Origin of the sequence: Enterobacter cloacae complex sp. P2B, from assembly GCF_014895985.1 — a bacterium.
Classification (GTDB): Bacteria; Pseudomonadota; Gammaproteobacteria; order Enterobacterales; family Enterobacteriaceae; genus Enterobacter; species Enterobacter bugandensis.
In genome coordinates, this window is record NZ_JADBQQ010000006.1 from 1 (window position 1) to 12,836 (window position 12,836).

Consider the following 12,836-nt stretch of genomic DNA (forward strand, 5'->3'; position numbering starts at 1 on the left):
TGGAGGCGCATTATAGGGAGCTGCCGAGGAATGACAAGCGGAAATATGCATTTTTATTTCGACCGCTCACCTTTTCGCCAAAAAGGCTATTTCTGATGCTTTTTTATCTCTTTTGGCAGCTCTGCCAGACTATTAATCACCCAATCCGCTGCACTTTCTGCTTCTGGCGTTACGGGCTTACCGGTACGCACTAATATTTTGGTACCCACTCCCGCCGCTGCGGCCGCCTGCATATCTTCCAGCTTATCGCCCACCATATAAGAAGCAGCCATATCAATGTGCAAGAACTCCTGCGCAGAGTTAAACATGCCCGGATGCGGTTTACGGCAGTCGCAGGTCTGACGATACTCTTCTACCGTTCCCTGCGGGTGGTGCGGGCAGTAGTAAATGCCATCAAGATCGACCCCGCGATCGGCCAGCGACCAGTCCATCCATTCCGTCAGCGTCTCAAACTGCGCTTCGGTGAACTTACCACGCGCGATGCCGGACTGGTTCGTTACGACCACCAGCGCATAGCCCATCTCTTTTAGCTGGCGCATTGCCTCTATAACGCCGTCGATAAATTCGAATTCATCGATCTCATGCACATAACCGTGATCCACATTAATAGTGCCATCACGGTCGAGAAAAATTGCGGGTACTGATTTTGCCACCGGTTTGCTCCTGAAAAAGGCCTGTTGAGCTAGTATCTCATGAATCGCAGCGCAATAAAGTGCTCATCGTACAGAGTTGGATTGATTTAGACGTCTGGATGCCTTAACATCCGTTTTGTTTACGGTCATCACCCGTATCTGGCAGAAGAAAATGCCACGGCTAACTTACATACGATAAAAATAATCTAATGATTAAACTTTCCAATATCACCAAAGTGTTCCAGCAGGGGAACCGAACCATTCAGGCGCTGAACAACGTCAGCCTGCATGTTCCTGCTGGTCAAATTTATGGCGTCATTGGCGCATCGGGTGCGGGTAAAAGCACGCTGATCCGTTGTGTTAACCTGCTTGAGCGCCCAACCCAGGGCAGCGTAGAAGTTGGCGGTCAGGAACTTACCGCCCTTTCAGAAAAAGAACTCACCAAAGCGCGCCGTCAAATTGGCATGATCTTCCAGCACTTTAACCTGCTGGCTTCCCGCACGGTGTTCGGCAACGTCGCCTTACCGCTGGAGCTGGATAACACGCCGAAAGAAGAAGTGAAGCGTCGCGTTACCGAACTGCTCGACCTCGTGGGTCTGGGTGATAAGCATGATAGCTACCCGGCAAATCTGTCCGGTGGGCAGAAGCAGCGTGTTGCTATTGCCCGCGCGCTGGCCAGCAACCCAAAAGTACTGCTGTGCGACGAAGCTACCAGCGCACTGGATCCGGCCACCACACGTTCTATTCTGGAACTGCTGAAGGACATTAACCGTCGCCTGGGCCTGACGATCCTCCTTATTACGCACGAGATGGACGTGGTGAAACGCATCTGCGACTGCGTGGCGGTCATTAGCAACGGTGAACTGATCGAGCAGGACACGGTAAGCGAAGTATTTTCCCATCCGAAAACGCCGCTGGCGCAGCAGTTTATTCAGTCCACGCTGCATCTGGATATTCCAGAAGATTATCTGGAGCGTTTGAAAACCGAGGCAACGGCGGACAGCGTCCCGATGTTGCGTATGGAATTCACCGGTCAGTCCGTTGATGCCCCTCTGCTTTCCGAAACCGCGCGTCGCTTTAACGTGAACAACAACATTATTAGCGCGCAGATGGATTACGCCGGTGGCGTGAAGTTCGGCATCATGCTGACGGAAATGCACGGCACTCAAGAAGAAACCCAGGCCGCAATCGCCTGGCTGCAAGAACATCATGTAAAAGTAGAGGTACTGGGTTATGTCTGAGCCGATGATGTGGCTACTGGTTCGCGGCGTTTGGGAAACGCTGGCAATGACCTTTGTATCGGGTTTCTTTGGTTTTGTGATTGGCCTGCCGGTAGGCGTACTGCTGTACGTGACGCGTCCGGGTCAAATCATTGAGAACGCGAAGCTCTACCGCACGCTCTCCGCGCTGGTGAATATCTTCCGTTCCATCCCGTTTATTATTCTGCTGGTGTGGATGATTCCGTTTACCCGCGTGATCGTCGGCACATCGATTGGTCTGCAGGCGGCTATCGTTCCGCTGACCGTAGGCGCTGCGCCGTTTATCGCCCGTATGGTGGAGAACGCCCTGCTGGAGATCCCAACCGGTTTGATTGAAGCTTCTCGTGCAATGGGGGCAACACCTATGCAGATCGTCCGCAAGGTTCTGCTGCCTGAAGCACTGCCGGGCCTGGTGAACGCGGCAACGATTACGCTTATTACTCTGGTAGGGTATTCCGCGATGGGCGGTGCAGTTGGCGCTGGCGGTTTAGGACAGATTGGTTATCAGTACGGCTATATTGGATATAACGCTACCGTGATGAATACCGTTCTGGTATTGCTGGTTGTTCTGGTTTACTTAATCCAGTTCTCTGGCGATCGCATCGTCCGGGCTGTTACTCACAAATAACGTTACACACAACACAAACTCGACGAGTTAAGGATAAAACATGGCGTTTAAATTAAAGACCTTTGCAGCAGTAGGCGCGCTGATTGGATCTCTGGCACTGGTGGGTTGCGGTCAGGACGAAAAAGATCCAAACCATATTAAAGTGGGCGTTATCGTAGGTGCAGAACAGCAGGTTGCTGAAGTTGCTCAGAAAGTGGCGAAAGAAAAATACGGTCTGGACGTTGAGCTCGTAACCTTCAACGATTACGTTCTGCCGAACGAAGCGCTGAGCAAAGGCGATATCGACGCCAACGCCTTCCAGCATAAGCCATACCTGGATCAGCAGATCAAAGATCGCGGCTATAAGCTGGTTGGCGTGGGTAACACCTTCGTCTACCCGATTGCAGGCTACTCCAAGAAAATTAAATCGCTGGACGAACTGCAGCCGGGTTCTCAGGTAGCCGTGCCTAACGATCCAACCAACCTCGGACGCTCCCTGCTGCTGCTGCAGAAAGTGGGCCTGATCAAACTGAAAGATGGCGTTGGCCTGCTGCCAACCGTTCTGGATGTCACCGAGAACCCGAAAAATCTGAAAATTGTTGAACTGGAAGCACCGCAGCTGCCGCGTTCTCTGGACGATGCGCAGATTGCCCTGGCCGTTATCAACACCACTTACGCCAGCCAGATTGGCCTGACGCCAGCGAAAGACGGTATCTTCGTTGAAGATAAAGACTCTCCGTACGTTAACCTGATCGTGACTCGCGAAGATAATAAAGACGCGGAAAACGTGAAGAAGTTCGTCCAGGCCTATCAGTCAGACGAAGTTTACCAGGAAGCCAACAAAGTGTTTAACGGCGGCGCTGTTAAAGGCTGGTAATCTCACCTCAGTGTAATATCATCAGGACGGGCTTATGCCCGTCTTGTCATTTGTGCAGTCACCTGATTCAATATCTGACGTTTTGATTATCCATTGAGGAATTATTATGCGTGCTTTACCGATCTGTCTTTTAGCACTCATGCTGAGCGGCTGTTCAATGCTAAGCAGATCTCCTGTTGAACCCGTTCAAAGCACGGCAACCCCGCCAAAAACAGAGCCTGCAAAACCGAAAGTGGTTCGCCCTGCGCCGGTTCGCATTATCACCAAGGCTGACGAACTGGTCGGCAAACCGTTCCGTGAACTGGGTGAAGTGAGCGGTGAATCCTGTCAGGCAACCAATCAGGACTCTCCACCGAATATCCCGACTGCGCGTAAACGCATGCAGATTAACGCCGCAAAAATGAAAGCTAACGCGGTGCTGCTGCACAGCTGCGAAGTCACCAGCGGCACGCCGGGCTGCTACCGTCAGGCGGTTTGCATCGGTTCTGCGCTGAACATTACGGCGAAATGAGTGCATTTCAGTTTGAGCAAATAGGCGTTATCCACTCTCCGTATAAAGAGAAGTTCGCCGTGCCCCGCCAGCCCGGTCTGGTCACCAGCGGCAGCGGCGAGCTTCATCTTCAGGCACCTTATAACCAGGCCGATGCGGTACGCGGGCTCGAGTCTTTCAGTCACTTATGGGTGGTATTTGTTTTTCACCAGACAATGGAAGGCGGCTGGCGTCCCACCGTGCGTCCCCCGCGCCTGGGCGGAAATGCGAGAATGGGCGTGTTTGCGACTCGTTCGACCTTCCGCCCCAATCCGATCGGGATGTCGCTGGTTGAACTGAAAGGCATACGTTGCCAGAAGGATCAGGTCATCCTTGAGCTGGGCAGCCTGGACCTGGTTGACGGCACGCCGGTTATCGACATTAAACCCTATTTGCCTTTCGCCGAATCCCTCCCGGATGCGCGCGCAAGCTACGCTCAGGACGCACCGCAGGCGGATATGCCAGTCTCGTTTACGCCTGAGATAGCCTTACAGCTGAGTCAGCTGGAGAAACGCTATCCTCGCTTACGGCATTTCATCACTGAAGTTCTGGCACAGGACCCCCGTCCGGCCTACCGTAAAGAAGAGGAAGCAGGAAAGACGTACGCCGTCTGGCTGCTGGATTTTAACGTGCGCTGGCGCGTCACTGGGGCAGGTTTCGAAGTGTTTGCCCTTGAACCCAGGTAATTTTGTTCTCCTCTCTTTTGGCATCTTTGCCACACTGGTAAACTAAACCACTTTTTTTGTGTCAGGCTGGCGTTTCAGCCTGTTCCAATCGTCGAAATGGAACCGTAACAACATGCGTACTAGCCAATATCTGCTCTCCACTCTGAAGGAGACACCTGCCGACGCCGAAGTAATCAGCCATCAGCTGATGCTGCGCGCCGGGATGATCCGCAAGCTGGCCTCCGGGTTATACACCTGGCTGCCGACCGGCGTGCGCGTCCTGAAAAAAGTCGAAAACATCGTGCGTGAAGAGATGAACAACGCCGGTGCTATCGAGGTGTCCATGCCCGTGGTTCAGCCCGCTGACCTGTGGCAGGAGAGCGGTCGTTGGGAGCAATATGGCCCAGAACTGCTGCGCTTCGTCGATCGCGGCGAGCGTCCGTTCGTTCTCGGTCCAACGCATGAAGAAGTCATTACCGATCTGATTCGTAACGAGCTGAGCTCTTACAAACAGCTGCCGCTGAACTTCTTCCAGATCCAGACCAAGTTCCGTGACGAAGTGCGCCCACGTTTCGGCGTGATGCGCTCTCGCGAATTCCTGATGAAAGATGCCTACTCTTTCCATACGTCACAGGAATCGCTGCAAGAGACCTACGACAAAATGTACGAGGCTTACAGCAAAATCTTCTCCCGCATGGGTCTGGATTTCCGCGCTGTGCAGGCTGATACCGGCTCCATCGGCGGTAGCGCGTCCCATGAGTTCCAGGTTCTGGCGCAGAGCGGTGAAGACGATGTGATCTTCTCTGACTCTTCAGACTACGCGGCAAACATCGAATTTGCAGAAGCGCTGGCACCAAAAGAACCTCGCGGCGCGGCAACGCAAGAGATGACGCTGGTTGATACGCCAAATGCGAAAACCATCGCCGAGCTGGTTGAGCAGTTCAGTCTGCCAGTCGAAAAAACCGTGAAAACGCTGCTGGTGAAATCCACCGAAGGCAGCGCTTACCCGCTGGTTGCCCTGCTGGTGCGTGGCGATCATGAACTGAACGAAGTGAAAGCCGAAAAGCTGCCGCAGGTCGCCAGCCCGCTGACGTTCGCCACGGAAGCGGAAATCCGCGCCGTCGTGAATGCTGGCCCAGGCTCTCTCGGTCCGGTGAATATGCCGGTTCCTGTCGTTATTGACCGCACGGTTGCTGCAATGAGCGACTTCTCCGCGGGTGCTAACATCGACGGTAAACATTACTTCGGCATCAACTGGGATCGCGACGTAGCGACGCCAGAAGTGGCAGACATCCGTAACGTGGTTGCAGGCGACCCAAGCCCGGACGGCCAGGGTACGCTGATGATCAAGCGCGGTATCGAAGTGGGCCACATCTTCCAGCTGGGTGATAAATACTCGCGCGCGCTGAACGCCGCCGTTCAGGGTGAAGATGGCCGTAACCAGATCCTGACCATGGGCTGCTACGGTATCGGGGTAACGCGCGTGGTGGCTGCGGCCATCGAGCAGAACTACGACGAGCGCGGCATCGTCTGGCCGGACAATATCGCGCCGTTCCAGGTGGCCATTCTGCCAATGAACATGCACAAGTCTTACCGCGTGCAGGAGCTGGCCGAGAAGCTGTACGCCGAGCTGCGCGCTCAGGGTATCGAAGTGCTGATGGATGACCGTAAAGAGCGTCCGGGCGTGATGTTTGCCGATATGGAACTGATCGGTATCCCGCACACCGTCGTCATCGGCGACCGTAACCTCGACAGCGATGAGATTGAATACAAATACCGTCGCAGCGGCGAAAAACAGATGATCAAGACCAGCGATATTCTTGATTACCTGGTGAAAGCCATCAAAGGCTAAACAAAAAACCCCGCTCTGGCGGGGTTTTTTAATGGCTCAACGTCAATTTATTTACTGTTACAGTCTTTACCCGCGACAAACTTCGCGTCTTTATCTGCCACCAGCGTTTTCACCATCTCCCCGCTATCCGGGTTTGGCTCCAGCGTAAAGTGGCCGTCAACCGTCAGCAATACCGGCTTGCTGTCATTGCCGCGCGCCACGGCGTAATCACGTTCAAGCTGCGCATTGTTTGCCACACTGACTTTCTTACCGGTAGCGCAGTCGGTAAAGATCGCCGCATCCGCCATGTAGAAATACATCCCCCGCATCGCCATTGGCGTGGCTGGCAGCGCCGCTTTCACCGGCGTCAGCGTGTAGTTGAGCTGGGATTCAATCGGATTGCCTTCCCGGTCGAGCATTTCCATGTTCTCACCTTTTGGGCGGAACCAGGTTTTGTCACCGGAGGTATCCGTCAGGACCAGCTTCTCCGCCGTACGCGCCCATGTCCCGTAGGTGGCAAATGAAGAGGGTTCTTTCGCGCCCTGGTAGCGCTGGTTCATCACCCAGGTACCGTCTTTTTGCAGGAACAGTGACGTTTCAATGCCTTCGCAGTCCGCGCAAGGCAATACGCCGCGCCAGCTCTGTTGCATTGGCTTTAACTCTTCATTCTGCGCTGGCTGCAAAACCTGCGTTTCAGAACGGTTGTTACACCCGAAAAGCGCAAACAATGTACTCACTGCCAGCGCTGAAAATAATGCTTTTTTCACAATGAATTCCTTATGAAAATTGTGTTCCCTTTCGTCACTCCATCGGGCGACGAACTTTACCGCGTAATGCTTTCACTGTGGATTTTTGGGCTTTCGAGGACAGCCGACGCTCTTTCGATGCGCGGGTTGGCCGCGTTGCCCGGCGGCTTTTTTGTACTGCCGTTAACTCTTTGATGACCGCCACCAGCCTGGCTAGCGCCGCTTCCCGGTTTAATTCCTGGCTGCGGTACTCCTGGGCTTTGATCACAATCACGCCATCGCTGGTGATCAAGTGATGGCTGGCGGCAAGCAGGCTTTCTTTATAATACTCTGGCAGGCTTGAGGCCCGAATGTCAAAACGCAAATGGATAGCCGTCGACGCCTTGTTGACGTGCTGCCCGCCCGCGCCCTGAGCACGGATGGCGGCGATCTCCAGCTCGCTATCAGGGATACTGACGCTTCGGGACAAGACGATCATGGCGCAGGCTGCCAGGCTGTCAGATGAATTTCCAGATTATTCTGAGAATCAGAAAGCCAGATGGCTCCGTCCTGGATCGTTGCCTGCAGCGCCATCGTCCGGCTGGCGAACTCGCTCAGCTGCGCCAGCTGTTCATCATCCAGATACCAGACGGCGAGATTTTTAAACTGCGCGCATTTATTCTTATTTTGCTGCCACCAAATCTCCGCCGCGCGCTGGTTATAGGCGAATAACGCCACTTCCGCAGACTGAGTACACGCCTTTTTAATTCTGCGCTCGTCCGGCAGACCGAGTTCAATCCATAAATCGATCCCCAGATGGTCGTTGCGCAGCCAGGCTTCAGGCTCGTCTTCCGCGCTCAACCCACGGGTAAACTGCAGACGTTCATCAGCATACTTAATCCACGCCAGCAGGCGCAGCATCATACGCTCCTGTGTTTCGGAGGGGTGGCGTGCCAGCGTAAGCGACGCGTCCAGAAACTGGTTGCGATCAAGATCGGCCACGTTGACCACTGCTTTATAAATTGTCGCTTTCAGCGCCATGAGAGAACTCCATTCGAATCAGCCGCACATTGTAGCGAAAACGGAGGCAAAAGGCTGTTACTGAGTAATAAATACACCGCTATCAAGGCGCTGATATTGCTTAAATGAGTATGGTATAGTCACCTTGCTAAACCGAGTTTATCTTCGTAGGCTTAATGATATCTCACAGTAAGTCAGTGCGCTGGCGGGAGGGGATGTGAATAATTATTGTGAGTTAATTCGCAAACGGTATGCGGAAATCGCCAGCGGAGATCTGGGGTATGTCCCGGACGCGTTGGGCTGTGTATTGAAGGTGCTTAATGAAGTGGCCTCTGATGAGAGCCTTTCAGAGTCGGTCAGGGAAAAAGCAGCGTATGCTGCGGCGAATTTACTGGTGAGCGATTATGTCGATGAATGATACTTATCAACCCATCAATTGTGATGACTATGACAACCTCGAACTCGCCTGCCAGCATCATTTAATACTGACGCTGGAGCTAAAAGATGGCGAAGTGTTGAAGGCGAAGGCCAGCGATCTGCTTTCACGCAAGAATGTGGAATACCTGGTCGTGGAAGATGCCGGTGCGACGCGCGAGCTGCGTCTGGACAAAATAGCCAGCTTCAGCCACCCGCAAATCGGCACCGTCGTGGTGAGCGAATCCTGATGACATTAACGGGCAGCCGGGCTGCCCGTTACGCTTTCCGCCACTCGAAGCTGGCCCCCTCTTCTGTCCACCCCTCTTCCGTGATGAACACCCCTGCAGCAGCAATCAGCGTTTCACCGTAGAACAGCAGCGGCGTGGTGTCGCGCAGCCACGGCGGCACGTTGTACTCTTGCCATATCTTTTTCAGCTTCCGTCCCCCGTTGCGTCCGACGATATGCAGCAAGCCGCCAGTCTTAAAGCGCACGCTGACGGATTCTCCGGGCTTTGGCAGACGCACATGGCCAGTCGGCATCAGAGAGACACTCCCCGTGTCCTGGGGCAATATCAGCGGTGCCTCTGGTGAGGTCCAGTGGAGCACCACATCGGTCAGCGACGGGGAGTATTTTACCCACCAGAGTTTGCCTTTATAGCGTCTGACCTCATATCCACTCAGGTGTACGCAGGGGGAAGCATCTTCCCGCGCCTGCGCGACTTCGTCCCAGATACGGCTCAGCATTGCCCGCGACGGCATCGCAGCATGATGAGTGGCGAGCCAGCGACGTAACAGCGCGGCCCGACGCGCCGGGCTTATCGCCTCCAGAGGCGCAATTGCCAGCGCACCGTCTTCTGAAATCAGGTCAGACAGTTCCTCGCTGAGTAACTCATCCAGCAGGCTTTCCTGTTCGGCACACAGCATAGCGCTTCTTGCCGTCGCGTCGGCAAAATGCGGCCAGCGCTCGCTTAAAAGCGGGAGGACGCGCAGACGCAGGAAGTTACGATCGTAGCTATCGTCCTGGTTGCTCTCATCTTCGATCCAGCTCAGCTGATGTTCCCGCGCCCAGGCTTCCAGCGACGCGCGTGTCTCGCCAAGCAGCGGCCGTAATAATTGCGTTCCGGCAAACTCTGAACGCGCCGGCATGGCGGAAAGCCCCGCGGGTCCGCTGCCCCGCTTAAGCGCCAGCAAAAAGGTTTCGCACTGATCGTCCAGATGCTGCGCCGTGACCAGCGCTTCGCCGGGCAGCAATACGCCTGCAAAAGCGGTATAGCGGGCTTTACGCGCCTGCGCCTCAATACCCAATCCTTCATCAGCAAGCGTGACGCGCTCAACGATGAGCGGGATAGCCCACGCCTCACACAAGGCTTCACAGTGCGCCACCCAATCCTCTGCATGGCGGCTTAGTCCGTGGTGGATATGTATAGCCCGAAGCTGGACGCCAGGGTCCCGGTCACGCCAGAGCTTAAGGCGATGCAGCAACACGGTGGAATCCAGGCCACCGCTAAACCCCACCAGCAGCTGGCGGTACGGTGAAACGGCTTGTGCGATAGCGGGTAAGGTCATAGGAAATTACACATAAAAAATGCCCGAACTGAGCGGGCATTATCACACAGGTCAAACATTACTGCTGGTAAAGCTCCAGCGGCAGGCCGTCCGGGTCGTTAAAAAAGGTAAACCGCTTGTCGGTAAACGGATCGACGCGAATCGCCTCGCACGTCACGCCGTGCGCTTCCAGGTGTTTTACTGCGCTATCAAGGTCATCAACGCTGAAAGCCAGATGACGCAGGCCGCAGGCTTCCGGGCGGGACGGACGCGAAGGCGGGAAAGGAAAAGAGAACAGCTCAATCACATACTGCCCGTTTAGCGCGAGATCGCCCTTCCAGGAGTCACGCTCCTCGCGGTAGGCCTCGCTCATGAGTGTAAAGCCAAGAATGTCGCAGTAGAAGGCCTTACTTTTCGCATAATCGGTGGCGATGATCGCAATATGGTGAACCGCTTTTAAACCCAGCATAGCTTCTCCTTTTTATGATGCCTGAACGTTACAACCGAAAACCCACACCTGGCAAGCGGTCACCTTTATTTTAGGACTCGCACCCAGTACACGCCGTTTTCATCGCGTTTCGCGCCGTGGATATCCGTTTCAAAGCCTGGATAGTGACGTCCTACCGAACAGAGCATCAGCAGAAAATCGAGCACCGCCCGGCTTTCCTCGGTGATCATCTCACCCGGCATCAGCAGCGGCACGCCCGGCGGATACGGCAGGATCATGTTGGCCGATACCCGCCCGACCAGATTTTCCAGCTCAACGGTTTCGACTTCGCCTTTCACCTGCCGCTGCCAGGCCTTGTGCGGCGTCAGCTTCATATCAGGCAGGACGTCAAACGCCTGGAGCATCAGGCGCGGCAGATCGTGCTGGCGAATCAGCCGGTGGATCCCCTGAGCCAGATCCTGAATGCGCATGTTGCGGTAAAAGTCAGGATCTTCCGCGTAGAGATCCGGCAGCATGTTCTTCACCCGCAGGTTGAGATCGTAGGCGCGCTTGAACTCCATCAGCCCGCGGAGCAACCCCATCGCCCGTGTTTTATCGATCCCGATGCTGAACAGGAACAGCAGATTGTAAGGACCGGTCTTCTCCACCACCACGCCGCGTTCGTCAAGGAACTTCGCCACCAGCGCGGCGGGGATCCCCTCCTCGCCCATCACGCCCTGTTCGTCCATCCCCGGCGTCAGGATCGTCACCTTAACCGGATCGAGAAACATATGGTCCGCATCAGCATCCCGGAAGCCGTGCCAGCTCTCTCCCGGCGCGACGGGCCAGCACTCCGCCTCGTCGATCTCTTCCGGCTGCCAGATATCGAAGAACCAACCGTCGGCCTCATCCTTCAGCCGCTGGACCTCTTTACGGAAATGCAGCGCCCGTTCCACCGAGCGGTTAATCAGACGTTTACCCGGATTGCCGCGCAGCATCGCCGCCGCCGTCTCGATAGAGGCCACCAGCGGATAGCTCGGTGAGGTGGTGGTGTGCATCATAAAGGCTTCATTAAACGTATCCTCGTCGTACTCGCCTTTAATATGGATTAACGAAGCCTGCGAAAACGCGGCCAGCATTTTGTGCGTCGACTGCGTTTCGAAAAAGACCTTGCCCGGCACGCGCTCGCCGCTCATCCCGCTTTTGCCCGAGTAAATCGGGTGGAAGTTGGTATAGGGCACCCACGCGGAATCGAAGTGGATCGACGGTACGTCCAGCGTCTGCTTGATCCAGTTCGTGTTATACAGCAGACCGTCATAGGTGGAGTTGGTGATTACCGCATGGACAGGCCAGCTTGCATCGGGGATCGCCGCAACCTTACTTTCGATGGCCTGGTGCGTGAACTCCCGGCGCGGAATGCCGCCGAGGATACCGAGCGCGTTACGCGTGGGTGACAGCCAGATCGGGACGACGTCGCTCATCATCAGCAGGTGCGCCAGCGATTTATGGCAGTTACGGTCAATCAGCAACGTGCTTCCGGTTGGCGCGGCGTACATCCCGACGATTTTGTTCGAGGTCGAGGTGCCGTTGGTCACCATATAGCTCTGCTCGGCGCCAAAGGTGCGGGCGATATACTCTTCAGCTTCAAGATGTGGGCCGGTGTGATCCAGAAGAGAGCCTAACTCGGTCACTGAAATCGACACGTCTGCTTTCAGGGTGTTGCCGCCGAAGAAATCGTAGAACAGGCACCCCACCGGGCTTTTTTGATAGGCCGTGCCGGCCATGTGTCCCGGCGTACAGAAGGTGTATTTTCCCTCTTTCACATAGGTGAACAGCGCGCGCGTAAACGGCGGCGTGATGTTATCCAGGTATTCACCGGTGTACTGCTGAATGCGGGTCGCAATGTCCTCGGCCACGCCGAGCGCGTATTCGAAGAACCACAGCGCCATGCGCATATCGTGCGCGCTGACGTCCATAGTCGAGTGAGTGTTGATAAAGGCGTAGAGCGGAAGGTATTCATTCAGCCTGTTGATCTCGCTGCACAGCTCCATGTCGTATTCGTCCCAGTCGAATATCACGCCACAGATGCGCGGATTATGTTCGATGAATTTCAGCAGATCGACGCTGTTTTGCGGCCAGATCAGCTGATAACCGCGTGCTTTAAGGGCTTGCTCCAGCTCCTTGATGGGCTCGTCTTTATAAAAGACGCCGTGTGGCCCCATGATGGCGATGATGTTCATGGTTTACCTCCTTGAAAAACATCAGATAAGCATAGTTAAGGTAAACGGCAGGTATAAAAAAA

Annotated in this window: 15 protein-coding genes; 8 read left to right on the top strand and 7 right to left on the bottom strand. The window is 54.9% G+C overall.

What is annotated here, in order from left to right; all coding sequences use genetic code 11:
* Positions 1 to 86: 86 nt before the first annotated feature.
* The gene (gmhB, locus tag IM313_RS05240) at positions 87 to 653 is read right to left on the bottom strand and encodes a D-glycero-beta-D-manno-heptose 1,7-bisphosphate 7-phosphatase (protein WP_028015601.1); all 567 of its coding nucleotides are present in this window, start codon (positions 651 to 653) and stop codon (positions 87 to 89) included.
* Between the two features lie 188 nt (positions 654 to 841).
* Between gmhB and metN the strand changes: the two genes are divergently transcribed.
* The 6 genes from metN (at position 842) to proS (ending at position 6,421) form a co-directional block, all read left to right on the top strand.
* On the top strand, positions 842 to 1,873 hold the full coding sequence (gene metN / locus IM313_RS05245) for a methionine ABC transporter ATP-binding protein MetN (RefSeq protein WP_028015600.1): 1,032 nt from the start codon (positions 842 to 844) through the stop codon (positions 1,871 to 1,873).
* The gene (locus IM313_RS05250; RefSeq protein ID WP_003856130.1) at positions 1,866 to 2,519 is read left to right on the top strand and encodes a methionine ABC transporter permease MetI; all 654 of its coding nucleotides are present in this window, start codon (positions 1,866 to 1,868) and stop codon (positions 2,517 to 2,519) included. Before metN ends, IM313_RS05250 begins: the two co-directional genes overlap by 8 nt.
* 40 nt (positions 2,520 to 2,559) lie before the next feature.
* Positions 2,560 to 3,375, top strand: coding sequence for a methionine ABC transporter substrate-binding lipoprotein MetQ (gene metQ / locus IM313_RS05255; protein WP_014168729.1), 816 nt, complete (start codon positions 2,560 to 2,562; stop codon positions 3,373 to 3,375).
* Positions 3,376 to 3,481: 106 nt separating this feature from the next.
* Positions 3,482 to 3,886 (top strand): Rcs stress response system protein RcsF, encoded by a 405-nt coding sequence (gene rcsF / locus IM313_RS05260; protein WP_008501883.1) that lies wholly within the window; start codon positions 3,482 to 3,484, stop codon positions 3,884 to 3,886.
* The gene (tsaA, locus tag IM313_RS05265; RefSeq protein WP_136343985.1) at positions 3,883 to 4,590 is read left to right on the top strand and encodes a tRNA (N6-threonylcarbamoyladenosine(37)-N6)-methyltransferase TrmO; all 708 of its coding nucleotides are present in this window, start codon (positions 3,883 to 3,885) and stop codon (positions 4,588 to 4,590) included. The genes rcsF and tsaA overlap by 4 nt, the downstream gene beginning before the upstream one ends.
* 112 nt (positions 4,591 to 4,702) lie before the next feature.
* On the top strand, positions 4,703 to 6,421 hold the full coding sequence (gene proS, locus IM313_RS05270; RefSeq protein ID WP_049000574.1) for a proline--tRNA ligase: 1,719 nt from the start codon (positions 4,703 to 4,705) through the stop codon (positions 6,419 to 6,421).
* A 47-nt stretch (positions 6,422 to 6,468) separates the two neighbouring features.
* On the opposite strand, the gene nlpE is transcribed toward proS, so the two are convergent.
* Genes nlpE through IM313_RS05285 form a run of 3 tightly spaced genes read right to left on the bottom strand, consistent with a single transcriptional unit; the run spans position 6,469 to position 8,166 of the window.
* Positions 6,469 to 7,167, bottom strand: a complete 699-nt coding sequence (gene nlpE, locus IM313_RS05275) for an envelope stress response activation lipoprotein NlpE (protein ID WP_048960338.1) — start codon at positions 7,165 to 7,167, stop codon at positions 6,469 to 6,471.
* 34 nt (positions 7,168 to 7,201) lie between these two features.
* Positions 7,202 to 7,624 carry an alternative ribosome rescue aminoacyl-tRNA hydrolase ArfB gene (gene arfB, locus IM313_RS05280; protein ID WP_028015595.1) on the bottom strand — a complete coding sequence of 141 codons (423 nt, stop codon included), beginning with the start codon at positions 7,622 to 7,624 and terminating at the stop codon, positions 7,202 to 7,204.
* Positions 7,621 to 8,166, bottom strand: coding sequence for a YaeQ family protein (locus IM313_RS05285; protein ID WP_028015594.1), 546 nt, complete (start codon positions 8,164 to 8,166; stop codon positions 7,621 to 7,623). The genes arfB and IM313_RS05285 overlap by 4 nt, the downstream gene beginning before the upstream one ends.
* A gap of 196 nt (positions 8,167 to 8,362) precedes the next feature.
* Here IM313_RS05285 and IM313_RS05290 point away from each other — a divergent pair, with 196 nt between their 5' ends.
* Complete coding sequence (locus IM313_RS05290; protein ID WP_008501889.1) at positions 8,363 to 8,563, top strand: YaeP family protein; 201 nt, start codon at positions 8,363 to 8,365, stop codon at positions 8,561 to 8,563.
* The gene (gene rof, locus IM313_RS05295) at positions 8,550 to 8,810 is read left to right on the top strand and encodes a Rho-binding antiterminator (RefSeq protein ID WP_028015593.1); all 261 of its coding nucleotides are present in this window, start codon (positions 8,550 to 8,552) and stop codon (positions 8,808 to 8,810) included. The genes IM313_RS05290 and rof overlap by 14 nt, the downstream gene beginning before the upstream one ends.
* A 28-nt stretch (positions 8,811 to 8,838) precedes the next feature.
* On the opposite strand, the gene tilS is transcribed toward rof, so the two are convergent.
* The 3 genes from tilS to IM313_RS05310 all read right to left on the bottom strand — a co-directional run bounded on the left by tilS (position 8,839) and on the right by IM313_RS05310 (position 12,774).
* Positions 8,839 to 10,128 carry a tRNA lysidine(34) synthetase TilS gene (tilS, locus tag IM313_RS05300; protein ID WP_192971630.1) on the bottom strand — a complete coding sequence of 430 codons (1,290 nt, stop codon included), beginning with the start codon at positions 10,126 to 10,128 and terminating at the stop codon, positions 8,839 to 8,841.
* Positions 10,129 to 10,186: 58 nt separating this feature from the next.
* The gene (locus IM313_RS05305) at positions 10,187 to 10,576 is read right to left on the bottom strand and encodes a VOC family protein (RefSeq protein WP_028015591.1); all 390 of its coding nucleotides are present in this window, start codon (positions 10,574 to 10,576) and stop codon (positions 10,187 to 10,189) included.
* A gap of 65 nt (positions 10,577 to 10,641) precedes the next feature.
* Positions 10,642 to 12,774, bottom strand: a complete 2,133-nt coding sequence (locus tag IM313_RS05310; protein WP_192971629.1) for a lysine decarboxylase LdcC — start codon at positions 12,772 to 12,774, stop codon at positions 10,642 to 10,644.
* Positions 12,775 to 12,836 lie beyond the last annotated feature (62 nt).